The organism is Chloracidobacterium sp., assembly GCA_016711345.1.
Classification (GTDB): Bacteria; Acidobacteriota; Blastocatellia; order Pyrinomonadales; family Pyrinomonadaceae; genus OLB17.
The window spans coordinates 2,907,872-2,922,437 of the sequence record JADJTD010000001.1 but is presented as its reverse complement, the minus strand read 5'-3'; the positions used below and the strand labels follow the sequence as shown (position 1 = coordinate 2,922,437).

General features: G+C 49.3%; 17 protein-coding genes. 14 read left to right on the top strand and 3 right to left on the bottom strand.

Translation table 11 applies throughout. The features are described from left to right. The first annotated feature begins 29 nt into the window (after positions 1-29). The 14 genes from IPL32_12055 to IPL32_11990 all read left to right on the top strand — a co-directional run bounded on the left by IPL32_12055 (position 30) and on the right by IPL32_11990 (position 12,289). Positions 30-1,175, top strand: a complete 1,146-nt coding sequence (locus IPL32_12055; GenBank protein ID MBK8466557.1) for an acyl-CoA dehydrogenase family protein — start codon at positions 30-32, stop codon at positions 1,173-1,175. 212 nt (positions 1,176-1,387) lie between these two features. Beyond that, complete coding sequence (locus tag IPL32_12050) at positions 1,388-1,897, top strand: DUF664 domain-containing protein (protein ID MBK8466556.1); 510 nt, start codon at positions 1,388-1,390, stop codon at positions 1,895-1,897. Positions 1,898-2,021: 124 nt separating this feature from the next. Continuing rightward, positions 2,022-2,957, top strand: coding sequence for a methylmalonyl Co-A mutase-associated GTPase MeaB (gene meaB / locus IPL32_12045; protein MBK8466555.1), 936 nt, complete (start codon positions 2,022-2,024; stop codon positions 2,955-2,957). Between the two features lie 113 nt (positions 2,958-3,070). Next, complete coding sequence (gene mce, locus IPL32_12040) at positions 3,071-3,475, top strand: methylmalonyl-CoA epimerase (protein ID MBK8466554.1); 405 nt, start codon at positions 3,071-3,073, stop codon at positions 3,473-3,475. A gap of 90 nt (positions 3,476-3,565) precedes the next feature. After that, complete coding sequence (locus IPL32_12035; GenBank protein MBK8466553.1) at positions 3,566-5,053, top strand: peptidylprolyl isomerase; 1,488 nt, start codon at positions 3,566-3,568, stop codon at positions 5,051-5,053. An 81-nt stretch (positions 5,054-5,134) separates the two neighbouring features. Beyond that, positions 5,135-6,037: an MBL fold metallo-hydrolase gene (locus tag IPL32_12030; protein ID MBK8466552.1), complete on the top strand. Its 903-nt coding sequence runs from the start codon at positions 5,135-5,137 to the stop codon at positions 6,035-6,037. A gap of 60 nt (positions 6,038-6,097) precedes the next feature. Next, positions 6,098-6,970 (top strand): S-methyl-5'-thioadenosine phosphorylase, encoded by an 873-nt coding sequence (locus tag IPL32_12025; GenBank protein ID MBK8466551.1) that lies wholly within the window; start codon positions 6,098-6,100, stop codon positions 6,968-6,970. Beyond that, positions 6,967-7,440 (top strand): hypothetical protein, encoded by a 474-nt coding sequence (locus tag IPL32_12020; protein ID MBK8466550.1) that lies wholly within the window; start codon positions 6,967-6,969, stop codon positions 7,438-7,440. Before IPL32_12025 ends, IPL32_12020 begins: the two co-directional genes overlap by 4 nt. A gap of 42 nt (positions 7,441-7,482) precedes the next feature. Then, positions 7,483-7,932 carry an outer membrane protein assembly factor BamD gene (gene bamD / locus IPL32_12015; protein ID MBK8466549.1) on the top strand — a complete coding sequence of 150 codons (450 nt, stop codon included), beginning with the start codon at positions 7,483-7,485 and terminating at the stop codon, positions 7,930-7,932. Positions 7,933-8,058: 126 nt separating this feature from the next. Next, positions 8,059-8,445 carry a VOC family protein gene (locus IPL32_12010; GenBank protein ID MBK8466548.1) on the top strand — a complete coding sequence of 129 codons (387 nt, stop codon included), beginning with the start codon at positions 8,059-8,061 and terminating at the stop codon, positions 8,443-8,445. Between the two features lie 479 nt (positions 8,446-8,924). Then, positions 8,925-9,863: a bifunctional hydroxymethylpyrimidine kinase/phosphomethylpyrimidine kinase gene (locus tag IPL32_12005; protein ID MBK8466547.1), complete on the top strand. Its 939-nt coding sequence runs from the start codon at positions 8,925-8,927 to the stop codon at positions 9,861-9,863. 14 nt (positions 9,864-9,877) lie between these two features. After that, positions 9,878-10,636 carry a hypothetical protein gene (locus tag IPL32_12000; GenBank protein MBK8466546.1) on the top strand — a complete coding sequence of 253 codons (759 nt, stop codon included), beginning with the start codon at positions 9,878-9,880 and terminating at the stop codon, positions 10,634-10,636. Positions 10,637-10,640: 4 nt separating this feature from the next. Then, positions 10,641-11,402: an enoyl-ACP reductase gene (locus IPL32_11995; GenBank protein MBK8466545.1), complete on the top strand. Its 762-nt coding sequence runs from the start codon at positions 10,641-10,643 to the stop codon at positions 11,400-11,402. A gap of 86 nt (positions 11,403-11,488) precedes the next feature. Beyond that, positions 11,489-12,289, top strand: a complete 801-nt coding sequence (locus tag IPL32_11990) for a TIGR00730 family Rossman fold protein (protein MBK8466544.1) — start codon at positions 11,489-11,491, stop codon at positions 12,287-12,289. Positions 12,290-12,311: 22 nt separating this feature from the next. On the opposite strand, the gene IPL32_11985 is transcribed toward IPL32_11990, so the two are convergent. Genes IPL32_11985 through IPL32_11975 form a run of 3 tightly spaced genes read right to left on the bottom strand, consistent with a single transcriptional unit; the run spans position 12,312 to position 14,520 of the window. Then, positions 12,312-12,605: a divalent-cation tolerance protein CutA gene (locus IPL32_11985; GenBank protein ID MBK8466543.1), complete on the bottom strand. Its 294-nt coding sequence runs from the start codon at positions 12,603-12,605 to the stop codon at positions 12,312-12,314. Further along, positions 12,605-13,531, bottom strand: a complete 927-nt coding sequence (locus IPL32_11980; GenBank protein MBK8466542.1) for a hypothetical protein — start codon at positions 13,529-13,531, stop codon at positions 12,605-12,607. The genes IPL32_11985 and IPL32_11980 overlap by 1 nt, the downstream gene beginning before the upstream one ends. After that, positions 13,531-14,520, bottom strand: coding sequence for a M48 family metalloprotease (locus IPL32_11975; protein MBK8466541.1), 990 nt, complete (start codon positions 14,518-14,520; stop codon positions 13,531-13,533). The genes IPL32_11980 and IPL32_11975 overlap by 1 nt, the downstream gene beginning before the upstream one ends. Positions 14,521-14,566: the final 46 nt, after the last annotated feature.

Here is a 14,566-nt window from a genome sequence, read left to right as displayed (position 1 = left end):
AACATAATTGTTTGCTTTTACACACCAATATGAATTTTGAACTTTCTGAAGAACAGCAGCAGATAAAGTACAGCATCCGCGAATTTGCCGAGAGCGAGATCAAGCCCCGCGTGATGGAATGGGACGAAACGCAGCATTTTCCTGAAGAACTGCGTCCCAAACTCGCCGAACTTGGCCTGATGGGCGTCCTGTTTCCCGAAGAATACGGCGGCGCAGGCATGGGCTATGTCGAATACGCAACGATCATCGAAGAACTTGGGCGAGTCTGCGGATCGGTTGCATTGTCGGTCGCAGCCCATAATTCATTGTGCTCTAACCACATCTACACTTTTGGCAATGAAGAACAGAAAAAGAAATATCTCACACCTTTGGCGAGTGGAGAATCTTTCGGAGCGTGGGGGTTAACAGAATCGCAGGCTGGCTCAGATGCTTCGGGGACTCGCACAACAGCTGTTCGCTCCAACGGCGGCTGGAAGGTCAACGGTTCGAAGAATTTCATCACACACGCCATTGCATGCAACACGCTCGTCGCCGTCGCCGTAACAGACAAAACCAAGGGCAATCGCGGGATTTCGGCTTTTATCTTCGACAAGTCGATGGAAGGGTTTCGCTCGGACAAAAAGGAAAACAAGCTCGGGATGCGAGCTTCGGAAACAGCGTCTGTTGTTTTCGAAGATTGCTATGTCCCCGACGAAAACCGTCTAGGAACCGAGGGTGAAGGTTTTATGCAGGCAATGAAGATCCTCGACGGAGGTCGCATTTCCATCGCGGCATTGTCGGTCGGCATTGCTCAGGGAGCATACGAAGCAGCCGTAAAATACGCAAAAGAACGCCAGCAGTTCGGCAAGCCTATCGCGGAGTTTCAAGCCATTCAGTTCAAGCTCGCCGACATGGCAACGCAGATCGAATGTGCGAGATTACTTACGCTCCAAGCAGCAGCGACGAAAGACGCCGACAAGCCTGTAAGTCAAAAATCGGCAATGGCGAAACTCTATGCTTCCGAAGCCGCCGTTCGCGTTTCAGAAGAAAGCGTGCAGATCCACGGCGGCTACGGCTATACAAAAGATTATCCTGCCGAAAAATACTGGCGCGACTCAAAACTCTGCACCATCGGCGAAGGCACGTCAGAAATCCAGCGGCTCGTTATTGCCAAAAATCTGCTGAAGTCGTTGTGATGTAAATAATTTCTTAACGCGGATTTAGCGGATCAGGCGGATCAAACCCGATCAGAATACTGATTTTATATCCGTTTTAATCCGCCTGATCCGCTAAATCCGCGTTCAAAAAAACATTAAGCCCTGCTGTTGCATTTGTGCAATTTTGTGTTACAATCATTTTCTAGTTTCAAAAACCAAACAGGAGTAAAATTATGAGTTCAAGTACCTCAATGAGTGCAGGCCGCCTTGCATCGGCCTTTTTAGCAGAATTAGACAACGAGGCAAAGGTTACACGCAGTTGCCTCGAACGCGTTCCAGCAGAGAAATTCGATTGGAAACCACATGAAAAGTCGATGACCATGGGCCGGCTTGCCGTTCACTGTGCCGAAATGTTCGGCTGGACAAAAGAAACCTTGAAAAGCGATGTTCTGGATTTTGCGACAATGGATTTCACGCCATTTGAGCCAAAATCGACAGAGGAATTGCTCGCTTTCTTTGACGATCACATCGCAAAAGCAAAGATCATCTTAGCCGAAACATCCGACGAAACATTTATGACCGACTGGACGATGCGAAACGGGGAGCAGGTTTATATGACGATGCCAAAAGTCGCAGTGATGCGCTCCTTCGTTATGAACCACATCGTCCACCACCGCGGTCAACTTTCAGTCTATCTGCGCCTCAACGACATTCCCGTCCCATCGATCTACGGCCCATCAGCCGACGAAGGCCAGATGTAATTGCAAAAGCCCACACGTAAGTAAGGGCGAAGCATCCGACACTAATTATTTAGGGCGAGCCAACCAGCTCGCCTTTTTTGTTTTTATTTCAAAGAATGAGAAGATAATTGCTTAGGTTTTTTTGATGTCGAATGAAGAATTAATTGAACGAGTGTTTGCCGGCGATCCGCGTTCGATCGCCCGCGCGATCACAAAAATGGAAAGCGGCAGTGACGATGCGGCCGCTTTGATGAAAGCCATCTTTCCAAAGACAGGCAAGGCGACCGTCATCGGCATAACAGGCTCTCCTGGCGCTGGTAAATCGTCACTTGTCGATAAACTTGCTCTCTTTTACAAAAATGCTGGCGAAAAGGTCGGAATCGTTTGCATCGATCCGTCAAGCCCGTTTTCCGGTGGAGCGATACTTGGTGATCGCATTCGGATGGCAGAGCTTGGTACTCAAAAGAACATTTTCATACGTTCGATGGCAACGCGTGGAAATCTCGGAGGACTTTCGCGAGCAACCGTGGATTGCGTAGCAATAATGGACGCGGCAGGCTTTGATAAGATCATCGTCGAGACAGTCGGTGTAGGCCAGGACGAGGTCGAGATCGTAAAAACAGCCGATGTTTCGGTGGTCGTGCTTGTGCCGGGAATGGGCGATGATATTCAGGCCATCAAAGCCGGAATTATGGAGATTGGCGACGTTTTTGTAATTAACAAGTCCGACCGCGAAGGCGTTCTGCGAACACAAAAAGAGCTTGAATCCCTGCTCAGCCTCGCCCATCGGCCCGATATGTGGAATCCGCCGATAGTAAAGACCATCGCCACCGAAAGCAAAGGCATCGAAGACCTTTCAAAGGCCATCGAAGCCTATTATGCCTACCAAACCGAAGGGTCAGGAAGCAAAGTGCGCCGTCAAGCTATCGCAAAATGGCGTTTATTGGAGCTTTTGCAGGAGAGATTGTTGTCGGATCTGCTCAGCAGAAATGGAACCGGAGAAAAGCTCGACAGGCTGGCTTTAGAAATTGCAGACAAACGAAAAGATCCATACTCAGCGGTGGAGGAATTGCTCGATTGAGGCAAAAAAACGGTGGGACAGTGGGACACTTGCAGAAATAGTCAATAGAATCAATAGTTTAGCCTGTCCCACGGCGTTTGGGACACTTTGGGACAGCCTGACACCGAGATCTTATAAGTATGAAAATAAACCACCTAGGAATCGCAACAAAAGGCATAGACGAAGCCCTGAAATTCTGGGGTGACGCTCTCGGGCTTGAAAATGTACACACCGAAGTCGTTGTGGATCAAAAGGTTCGCGTCACGATGCTGCAGATAGGAGAAAGCCGTGTCGAATTGCTCGAACCGACCAGCGATGACTCGCCGATCAGCAAGTTTTTAGAGAAACGCGGCGGCGGAATTCATCATATTGCTATTGAGGTCGATGATATCGAGGCTTCTCTCGCAAAACTCAAGTCGAAGGGCATGCGTCTCATCGACGAGTCTCCGCGTATCGGTGCTGAGGGCTGTTTGGTCGCTTTTGTTCACCCGTCAGCGTCAAACGGTGTTTTGCTCGAATTGGTTCAAACCGTAAAATAAGGCTTTTTTATTAGTTGAATCTAGAAGAATTTGATAATATGACCGTTTAGCGATTTTAACGGATATTTTTGTAAGTGAGGATTTAAGGCATTGAGTAATTTAACAAAAGGACTTATTTTGGTCGTCGTCATCCTGGCGATCGGGGCTGGGCTCGTCGTTTGGAAAAAGAAAGTCGGCGGTCAGTCAAGCGAATCTTTTAACCAGATCACACGCCCCGAGATCGAGGCTCTTCTGGCGGACGTCGCCAAGACCAATCCAATGGTCTTGAAGCGTCTTAAGGAAGATCCCGAAATGAAAAAGGATCAGGTCAAAAATCTGAAACAGCTTCTGGCATTTGCGAGTGAGGCTCAACGCGAAGGGCTGACAGCGGATCCGACTAATCGTCAGGAGCTTGAGAATATTCGGGCTGAGATACTTGCCGTGAACTACGACAAGGAAATCAATAAGGACAAAGGCCCGATGCCTCCGTTCGGTTTTATTACCGAGGATCAGATCAATGCGTTCTGGGCGGGCGAAACGCCAGCCGGCACAGGACAAGGCTGGTTTGCCGGCATGATGGAAAAGATCGGCCTTGGTGCCCCGACCGAACAGAGATCGCACGATGCCGAGTTTGCTGATTTCCTGGACACAAAAATCAAAGTTCTTAAGGCTAGCAGTCCGGAAATGAAAGACCGTGAGATCAGCGATGAAGAGCGAACTCAGGCGCGCGATATTTTTGCAAAAACCAGAATTTATCGTGCCGAATATTTGCAGAAAGTTAACGCCGGGGAACTTGCCCCTGAGTTTGTTACCAAGGCCAATCTGCAGGTCAAACTTCAGCAGGCACAGTACCTCGCACGTCTCTATTCAGAAAAACGAGCAGACACTGATAAGGTCACTGACGAGGACGTTGCTAAATACATTACCGAACATCCCGAACTGAGCCCAGATACGAAACGAGCTCAGGCGCAGCAGATTCTTGAACGGGCGAAGGCCGGTGAGGATTTTGCCGCACTGGCAAACGAATTCACTCAGGATCCTGGTAACAAAGGGCCTGATGGAACTATGCAAGGCGGAATTTACAAAGATGTGCCCAAAGGCCGCATGGTCGTTCCTTTTGAAACTGCGGCACTGGCGTTAGAGGAAGGAGCGGTCTCGCCAGAATTGGTTGAAACCGACTACGGTTTCCACATCATCAAACTCGAGCGAAAACTTGGGCCAAGTCCGAATAAACCAGCCTCGAAGGACACCAAAGCACCTGAGGATACCTACGATGCCCGCCATATTTTGATCTCAACCGGATTCAAAGATCCTGAAAAGCCGAATGCCCGCGAAATGCCGGTAAAAGACTACGTCCGGTCAAAGCTGGAAGAAGAGAAGGAAAAGAAACTTGTTGAGGACCTGATCGCAAAAAATAATATTCAGGTGCCCGACGATTTTACTGTTCCCGAAGTTACGGAAGAGCAGATGCAGCAGATGAGAGAGAAACAGCAGCCGCAAATGCCTCCGGGCGGTATCCCCCCTGGAGTACAGGTAACTGGTCCCGACGGCAAACCGGTCAAGCCGGACGCTAAAAAGCCGGAACCTAAGAAGAAATAACTAATTCAAAATTGAGAATGGAGAATGGAAAATTGCTGATGGCGTTTTCAATTCTCCATTTTCAATTCTCAATTCTCAATTATGTTACTCGGTGATTACCGCGTCGAGATCGTTCCCGATTGCGAATTCAAATTAGACGGAGGGGCGATGTTCGGTGTCGTCCCTCGCGTTTTTTGGGAACGCGTGTGCCCGCCTGATGAACTCAACCGTATCAAGCTTACCTGCAATTGCCTCTTCATCGACACTGATAAAGAAAAGATCCTGATCGAAACCGGAATGGGCGAGAAATGGTCCGCGAAGGAAACGTCGATCTACGGCATTTCCCGCAAAAAGAGATTTGCCGAGTCGCTGTTAGATATAACAGGCTGCAAACCCGAAGACATAACAATAATCATAAACACGCACCTCCATTTCGACCACGCCGGCGGCAACACAGTTTTGAAGGATGAGGGCGGAAGGATGAGGGATGAACATCAGGACTTTAGGTTTCATCCCTCATCCTTCATCCCTCATCCCTCTTTTCCCAACGCCCGTTATTTGGTATCTCAATCAGAATTCCACGCCGCCGAAAACCCTCACCAACGCGACCGAGCAAGCTACCTCTCCGAAAATTGGCAGCCGTTGATCGACAGCAAACAACTTGAACTGATGCCCGACAAATACGAGCCTGTCGAGGGGCTCACGGTCGAACAAGTTCGCGGCCACTCGGAGACAATGCAGACCGCCAAACTCACACGCGGCAGCGAAACACTCTTCGGCTTTTTCGACATGATCCCGACTCGTCATCATCTGCCGCTGCCGTGGATAATGAGCTACGACCTTTATCCAACTGAAACACTCGAATTCAAAAAACGCATCCTGCCGCAGGCTTTAGAAGAAAACTGGATCTGCCATTTTTATCACGATATCGAGATGCCGCTTTGCAGGCTGGCCGAGGTCAACGGTAAAATTACTGCAGCAGAGTTGCAGAAGCCCGCACGTTAGTAAGGGCGTAACACTCAACGTTCAGATATCGCCCTCGCCAACGCCTGGGCTCGAGAATAAATGGAACAAGTAAAAATCGGAATCATCGGCGGCAGTGGGCTTTATCAGATGCCGGAATTGGAAAATGTGCGGGAATTGAGCGTCGAAACCCCGTTTGGCAGCCCGTCTGATGCGTTCATTATTGGCGAACTCGACGACGTGACCGTCGCATTTTTGCCGAGGCATGGCAGGGGACACAAGCTCACACCCAGCGAACTTCCCTTCCGTGCGAACATCTACGCAATGAAGCTGCTCGGCGTCGAGTACATTTTGTCCGTTTCGGCAGTTGGCAGTTTGCAGGAACAATACGCTCCAACGGATTTTGTTATTCCCGATCAGTTCTTTGACCGGACGAGAGCCAGAGCGCAAGAATCGACATTCTTTGGCGAAGGCATCGTCGGTCACGTGACCTTTGGTCATCCTGTTTGCGACGAGCTTGGCGACATTCTCGAAGCTTCTTGCGCGAGAGTAGGCGTCAACACGCATCGCGGCGGCACCTATCTTTGTATGGAAGGCCCCGCGTTCTCGACCAAAGCCGAATCGAACGTCTATCGCCAATGGGGCATGGACATCATCGGAATGACCAACCTGCAAGAAGCCAAGCTCGCCCGCGAAGCCGAGATAGCCTACGCCACGCTCGCCCTCGTCACCGACTACGACTGCTGGCACGAAACCCACGACGCCGTCACCATCGACATGGTCGTCGAATACTTGAACAAGAACGTCCGCAACGCACAGCTCGTCCTCAAAGACGCCGTCAAACGTGTCGCCGATAAGAAGACGCCAAACCAATACCGCGACGCAATAAAAAACGCTATCTTCACCGCACCCGACCTATGGCCAGATGAGACTGCTAAGAAACTCGATGCGATTATTGGCAAGTATGCGAAATGACTAAAGAGAACATCCCGCTAGGTCAGGCTGCTTATGAATTCGGGATCGTGCTCTTGGCCCTTATTGTGGGCTTTATTTTAATGTCGTGGAGTTTTAGCCATACCAGCGGGTGGATAAAACTTCGGGCTATTCATGGCGTAAATAAGGCTGACCTTCTTCAATCTTGGTGGTTTCAGTCGGCAGTCTTCGACAACGGTTATGGAATACCAATTATATTTGGCAGCTATCGGAGTTGTCTGAAGTTTGGCTATTCGGCTGATGGTGTTTATTTGTCGGGAGTGTTTCCGTTTGTATTATTCCACCGACCAATATTGATCCCCTGGAAGGATGCTGTAGTGACTTTGGCTGACGGATATTTGCTCTATTCTATGTCAGTGCCCACCGTTAGCATCTCTATTTTCAGAACCGTTTTCAACGGATTGGTAGATTCAAAGCTAATCCAGAATACAAATAGTTTGCTCGCTTCATAGCGGAGAAAACTATTCGCATGGTTTCATCATCTGTAATTAGTTATGAAGAAAAAGTTTTTCGCCCTAGCTTTCATCGTCCTTGCAGTTTCGGTCATTGGAGCATCTGCCCAGCGCAATGTCACGCTTGCCGTCGATCCGATCCTTGAAGCCGACGCCAAGCACAACCTCGACGTTGCACGGCAGGCTTTTACGCCTTTGAAGCAGGCTTACAAACAGGTGATCTTTCGATTTGAAGAGACGTATGCGGCTTACCCGGAATTTACGGGCATCGACGAATTCCTCTACATGGCCGGGATGAGCAGCTATTACCTTTCCGCGAATAAAGGCAAACAAAAGGTAAATCTCAAAGCCGAGAAAGAAAAAGAGAAATTCGCTCCTGAGAAACTGAAGGCAGACGCGATAGCTTATCTTTCGACCATAGTTGATAAATATCCCGACAGTAAGTTCGTCGAGGATGCCAAAAAGACGCTTGCGGTAATAAAAGTAAAATGAATTGCCACTAGCTTTAGCTAGTGGTTGGCTTCATAAGATGGCTCGGGCTTTAGCCCAAGAATCCGGCTAAAGCCGGATGCTTTTTTTATTACTCTGTTCCACTAGCTAAAGCTAGTGGCAATTCAAATGAATCTCAACCAAGTCACAATTTACTCTGACAAAACCGTTGAAACAGTCGAGTTTTTCGAAAAGCTCGGACTTCGCCGTATAGTCGATTCCCTGCCGCGTTACGCACGGCTTGAGTGTCCTGATGGCGACGCGACGCTGTCGGTGCTGGAGTTCGGCGAACTGACGCCGGTTGAGTCATTAAATAACATCGTGCTCTATTTTGACTGCGCCGACATCGATGCCGAATACGAACGCCTCACCGCAGCAGGACTCGAGTTCACCGAACCGCCAACCGACCGCCAATGGCTCTGGCGTCAGGCTTTCCTAAAAGACCCGAACGGCAACAAAATTTGCCTCTTCAACGCCGGCGACAATCGCAAGAATCCGCCTTGGCGCTTGTCCTGACTCGAAAGCTACGCCATTTCGAAAAATCGTGACACCTTCCCACAAATGCAACAATGTGCCATACTAATACGTACATCGTTGTAATTACAGAAATTTTGCTATTTGACAAATTATTCCGTGGTGGCCACTACGCCATTCTTGTCCGGTCGATGATCGCTTCCTCTGGACGAGGTGGGTTTGTGCAAGCCGTTTATTTGCAGTAATTAATAATTTTGTCTTACGTTTTCCTACTTTTTTGCAAAATTCGCCGGACAAGGGCAAAAAATCGCTGTAACTTCAACAAAAAACAGTGAGTTACGTTGTCCGGTCGAGTCACCGGACAATACCGGACAAGCCGGACAAAAAAACTCGTGGTACAGCGGGACAGCAAATGTCAGAGCCGCTCGTGCAATCGGTTCCGATTTAGTCGAATCGCAAAAATCATATATGACGTGTAAAATATAGGTTTTAGTCATTCTATTTGGAGATTTATATAAGACATGTCATTAACAGTAGTTGGTTCGGTTGCGTTTGATGCTTTGGAGACGCCTTTTGGCAAGCGGGATAAGATTCTTGGTGGTGCGGCGACGCATTTTGGGTTGTCGGCGAGCTTTTTTACAAAGGTGAATGCGGTTGGCGTGGTTGGCGGTGATTTCGGCGACGAAGAGTGGGCGGTTTTTAAGCGTCACGCGATCAATACCGACGATATCCAGATCGTGCCTGACGGCAAGACGTTCTTCTGGAGCGGGCGTTACGATTTCGACATGAACACGGCTCATACGCTCGACACGCAGTTGAACGTTTTCGAGACCTTCGAGCCGAAATTAAGCGACAATTCAAAGGCCGCCAATCTTTTGTTTCTCGCCAACATCCTTCCGATGCTGCAAAAACAGGTTCGTGAACAAATGCCGAACGCGAAGTTTGTAGCGATGGACACGATGAATTTTTGGATCACGTCGATGAAGGATGCATTGATCGAAACGATCAAGGTTGTCGATTGCATCATCATCAACGACGCCGAGGCGAGGCAGTTAACGGACGAGCCAAACATCCACAAAGCCGCAAAGGCCATCATGGCGATAGGGCCTAAGGCAGTCGTCATCAAACGCGGCGAATACGGCGCGACGCTGTTTACAAAGGACGGCTATTTTGCGGCTCCGGCATATCCGCTTGAGAGCGTTTTTGACCCGACAGGTGCGGGCGATACTTTTGCCGGCGGCTTTATGGGCTATCTCGCCGCTCAAAAGGACATCAACGACGAGACTCTGCGCAGGGCTATGATCTACGGCTCTGTGATGGCGTCGTTCAACGTTGAAGAGTTCGGCACAGAACGCGTCGATGCCCTCGACTATCCCGAGATCAACGCCCGGTTCAAGGCGTTCAAGACGATGACGCATTTTGATGACATTCCGTTTGAAAGGGCTTCTACGGCTGCATAGATCCCGCTTTGCCGATGGATAAAATTGGCCAAAATCCGCTTGCCCGACTTGATAGGCAAAAGACCAACTATCCGCTGATCGCAGCGGCCGGAGCGATGGCTTTCGTTCTGTTGTTGGGTTTTATCATGTCGCTCAAAGACTGGAATTTGACGGCCGCATTGCTATTTTTTGCCGCCGGAGCGGTTTTCGTCGTTGTTGTACTCGTCGATATCGCAGCCAGACGCCGCATCGCCGCTGTCGATGACCGCAAATTCATTGATTGGGTCGCCGAGTTGCCGGAGTTGCAGCGGCAAAATGCCACCATCGAAGTTCGCGAACTCGCTCGTCTGCTCAGGGTCGGCGACGAACAGCTTCCTGAGTTGTTTATGGCGTATGTCGTGGCCTGCGACCTCGCTCTGCGGCAGATACAACAGGAAGAAAACCTTCCGCTGATGCGTCATGTCAGCATCGGCAAATCGCCGTTTGACGGCATGTTGGTCGATCAGGATTTGATAACTTGCATCGAAGTCACGTTCCTAGTAACACCAAACGTGCGGCAGGATCGCGTTGAATCGATGCTGAAAAAAGTCGCGCAAGCCAAGAAAAATCTTGCCGATATGAAAAGTCGCCTGCATCTGCGATTGATGTTGGTATTGGTTACGCAGCTTACCGAACGCGAAGAAGAGGACCTCCGTTCAACGCTCGGCACAAAGCGGTTTTCTGATACGCCGGTCGATATCGATATTCGACTGCTCGATTTTGAAATGCTGCAGAAACTTTATCTGAGCGAATAAGACTATGTTAGAAAACAAAATAGGAATGATATTCGGCGTGGCGAACAAGCGTTCGATCGCTTGGGCATGTGCCGCGGCGTGTGCGGAGCATGGTGCTAGGATGGCGTTCACTTATCAAGGCGAGCGTTTGAAAGAAAACGTCGAGGAACTCGCCGGTACGTTAAATGATTCGCTGGTCGTTCCCTGCGACGTATCAAATCAGGCTGATGTCGATGCCGCGTTCGAATCCGTAAAACAAAGATACGGCAGGCTCGATTTCGTCATTCATTCGATCGCCTTTGCTCCGAAAGAAGCTCTCGAAGGCGAGTTTGTCACCACAACACGAGAAGCGTTTCGCACGGCGCTTGAGATCAGTGCATTCTCGCTGACGCAGATCGCTCTTGCCGCTTCGCCGCTGATGACCGACGGCGGCAGCATTGTGACGATGAGCTATTACGGTGCTGAGAAAGTCGTTCCCAGCTACAACGTCATGGGCGTTGCAAAGGCCGCACTCGAAGCTTCGACACGTTATCTGGCTGCCGATCTCGGCAAAAACAACATCCGCGTCAACGCGATCAGCGCCGGGCCGATCAACACGCTCTCTGCACGCGGAGTGAAAAATATGGGCTCGCTGCTCGGCTACGTTGGCGAAAAGGCCCCGCTAAAACGCAACGTCCAAGCAAGCGAAGTCGGCAACACCGCACTCTTCCTAGTCAGCGATCTAGCCTCCGGCATCACCGGCGAAACGATCTACGTCGATTGCGGATATAACATAATGGGAATCTAACGATTTTGGATTGCTGATTTTAGATTTTGGATTGTTTGAAAACATCTGAAATCTAAAATCTAAAATCCAAAGTCCAAAATCGAAAAATGGCAATAACAAAAGCAAACAAACCAAAAAACAACAGCAAAAAGAAACCTGTCGTTCCGAAAACCGTCGCTGAGGCAAAAAAGCGTGAGGAAGAGACCGGATATTGGAATCTGACTGACGACGAGATACTGCTGCGATCGCCTGAACCGGAAGACGAATACAAAACCTCCGATTCGTGGCGTGTTTTCCGCATCATGGGCGAATTCGTTAATGGTTTCGATCACCTGCAGACGATCACGCGAGGCGTGTCGATCTTTGGGTCGGCGCGAACAAGTGAGAGAGATCCTTATTACAAAGCTGCCCGCCAAACCTCGAAATTGCTCGGCAAGGCCGGTTTCGAGATCATCACGGGCGGCGGCCCGGGCATTATGGAGGCCTCAAATCGCGGTGCTCACGATGCCGGAGCGACCTCGGTCGGCTGCAATATCGAGCTGCCCTTCGAGCAGATGCCAAATCCGTATCTGACCAAATCGCTATCCTTCAAATATTTCTTCGTCCGCAAGACGATGTTCATCAAATACAGCAACGCATACGTCATCTTCCCCGGCGGATTCGGCACAATGGACGAGCTTTTCGAAGCGTTAACGCTGATACAAACACGCAAGATTCGCAACTTCCCCGTCGTCCTTTTCGGCTCCCAATACTGGCGCGGCCTTCTCTCGTGGCTGACATCTACCATGCTCAACGAAAAAATGATCAACTCCGAAGACCTCGGCTTGATTCACCTGACCGATTCGCCAAAAGACGCTGTAGATTTCATCGTCAAAACGTGCAACGCCGGAATCGATAATGGAAAGTAGTTTTTATATAGATATTTGACAATTAAACTAAGGTCTTTGTTGCCCAATCAAGATATTGTTCTGAAACTTCGGCGGCATCAATAGCGATGATCTCAGGAACTTCGTAACTGTGATTTGCAGTTATCAAGTCTCGCAGTTCTTTCCATTTTTCAGGCAGGGTTTTGATGAGAACCAGGTATTCGTTTTCCTTTTGCACCTTGCCTTCCCAGATGTAAATAGAAGTCATTTGCGGGAGAATCTGAACGCAGGCAGCATGAGCAAGTGTCTCGCCTTCGTCCACGTTGGATACTGTAGTCAAAACGATAATCACTGTAATTAGTAATAGGTGATCTCACGGGTCGTGATCTCAGGCGAAGGAGCGTATTTGGCCTTCTCTTCCTCGATTTTTTTCTTCTCTTCAGGCGTTACGGGTTTCCCAGCAACTCCCAACATAAAATCAAAGAGTTGGCCGTCCTCGTTACGAACTGATGTTCGCTTTATCCAATTACCCTTTTCGTCGTACTCATAGTTGTATGACACAGTGGTAATAATTGGGTTTGATTTGATGACATAAAGCGAAATATTACCGCGCTCGTCATAAGCATAGGTCCAACTCTTCTTTAACTTGCCGTCTGTTTCAAATGCTGATTTTGAGATCACTCTGCCTTTATCGTCGTAGCCAAAGGTTACTCGATGAGCGCCAAGGCACGGCCCGATTGGAGCGTACGCCTTCTTGCCGCCCGTAAGATAGAAAGCGACCTCGATCGCTTTTCCCGAGGTGTCATTGGTATAAACAGTTTCAGCTCGCGCAATGTTTGGGTCAAAATAGGTCTCTTTTGTTAGGTTTCCCTCAGAATCAAATATCCGCACCGTCTTCTCACGCAGCACGCTCTTTCCGTCATAGTGCAACGACTCAACCAATCTGCCCCTGACATAAGAATATTTATACCTCTCGACGACAATGCCTTTTTCATTAGTATAAGTGCTTTCCGTTAACTGCCCCAAACTATCAAACGTTTGTGCTTGTTTGCCCATCTCAAATCCATAGTCGCTGACCATAAAACGCTCGATCTCATTGCCTTTTGAATTGTATGTGACGGTATCTCGCTTCTTCGGTTTTGAGTTTTTGTAACGCGTATAGGATTCACTAACAGACTTAACGGGGCCAAGAAGATTTGCTCTTTCGCGGTCGCTTTTTGTTTGCCCAATGACGGCAAGCGAAATCAACAACAACATTACCGGAATTCGAACAAGCCTAAACATTACTTTTTCTCCATCAGTGTTTGATATTGTCCGGTTTCGACCCATTCGAGGATCTCGGCGACGCGCCAGATGGGGAATGGGTGTGATAGGCCGGAGTTCATTACGTCTGCCCAGAAGCGGTCGAGGCGGCTGGCGTCGTAGTTCTTTTTGAATTCGCGTCCCTGTTCGAGGAAAAGTTCGTAGTCGATCTTTGAGGCAAATGTGCCGCCGGCGAGTTTCATCATCGTACGGCCAACGACGTGCGGGTCTTGCGTGACAAGTAAAGCAGCGCGGTCACAGCTCAATTCCGCTTTGCGTGCCCACGCAAGCAGGGCGCTGGCGATGCCCATTGAGATAATTAGCTTGATGATCTCAGAGCCCGGAAGCAGGCGTGCGGCAGAAACATTTATCAGAGCTTCCATCAGTCGCGCCGCAGTAAGGTAAAGGACGTGTTCGGCGTGAATGTGGCCGACCTCGTGAGCGATCACGGCAAGAGTTTCTTCGTCACTAAGCCGCTCGATCAATGCAGAGTGCAAAACGATGATCGGCTTTTCGACGCCGCCGGTAAAAGCGTTGACCATCGGATTTTGCTGGACGAACAAATCCGGCATCTCTACTCCGAGCGTCTCACAGGCGATCTGTAATTTGGCATGAAGATCAGGGCATTGCTTCGGAGTAACTTTTACGGCGCTTGCCATAAAAGAAACACGGATCGCCGACTCACCCGTCCAAGCAAGAAACTTTTTTAATGCGGAATCGACGCCGGGAATTTGCTTGAGAGCCTTGAGCGCCTTTTTGTCGGCGTCGTGAATGTAGTCATCTTTGTGAAGCGCCGTAAATTTTTTATGCGGCTCGTTAGATAACGGCAGCTTACAACGGCCGCAATTCGCGGCGTCATTTACATAATCGGCCTTGACCGCATTCTTTTGCCCGCAATAGCGGCATTTGACGGACATGCTTTTGGTGATCGCGGATGATGGTTCTTGGGAATCAGGTTTCTTTTTCGACATAAGTAATTTCTATAGTATTTCCAACATCTTAAAGAACGAAATGCCG

Coding starts and splice junctions, on each gene's coding strand:
- IPL32_11975 (MBK8466541.1), bottom strand. CDS start 14,520: ATGTCGAAAAAGAAACCTGATTCCCAAGAACCATCATCCGCGATCACC.
- meaB (MBK8466555.1), top strand. CDS start 2,022: ATGTCGAATGAAGAATTAATTGAACGAGTGTTTGCCGGCGATCCGCGT.
- IPL32_12000 (MBK8466546.1), top strand. CDS start 9,878: ATGGATAAAATTGGCCAAAATCCGCTTGCCCGACTTGATAGGCAAAAG.
- IPL32_12005 (MBK8466547.1), top strand. CDS start 8,925: ATGTCATTAACAGTAGTTGGTTCGGTTGCGTTTGATGCTTTGGAGACG.
- IPL32_12050 (MBK8466556.1), top strand. CDS start 1,388: ATGAGTGCAGGCCGCCTTGCATCGGCCTTTTTAGCAGAATTAGACAAC.
- IPL32_11995 (MBK8466545.1), top strand. CDS start 10,641: ATGTTAGAAAACAAAATAGGAATGATATTCGGCGTGGCGAACAAGCGT.
- IPL32_12025 (MBK8466551.1), top strand. CDS start 6,098: ATGGAACAAGTAAAAATCGGAATCATCGGCGGCAGTGGGCTTTATCAG.
- IPL32_12010 (MBK8466548.1), top strand. CDS start 8,059: ATGAATCTCAACCAAGTCACAATTTACTCTGACAAAACCGTTGAAACA.
- bamD (MBK8466549.1), top strand. CDS start 7,483: ATGAAGAAAAAGTTTTTCGCCCTAGCTTTCATCGTCCTTGCAGTTTCG.
- IPL32_11990 (MBK8466544.1), top strand. CDS start 11,489: ATGGCAATAACAAAAGCAAACAAACCAAAAAACAACAGCAAAAAGAAA.
- IPL32_12030 (MBK8466552.1), top strand. CDS start 5,135: ATGTTACTCGGTGATTACCGCGTCGAGATCGTTCCCGATTGCGAATTC.
- IPL32_12055 (MBK8466557.1), top strand. CDS start 30: ATGAATTTTGAACTTTCTGAAGAACAGCAGCAGATAAAGTACAGCATC.
- IPL32_12020 (MBK8466550.1), top strand. CDS start 6,967: ATGACTAAAGAGAACATCCCGCTAGGTCAGGCTGCTTATGAATTCGGG.
- IPL32_11980 (MBK8466542.1), bottom strand. CDS start 13,531: ATGTTTAGGCTTGTTCGAATTCCGGTAATGTTGTTGTTGATTTCGCTT.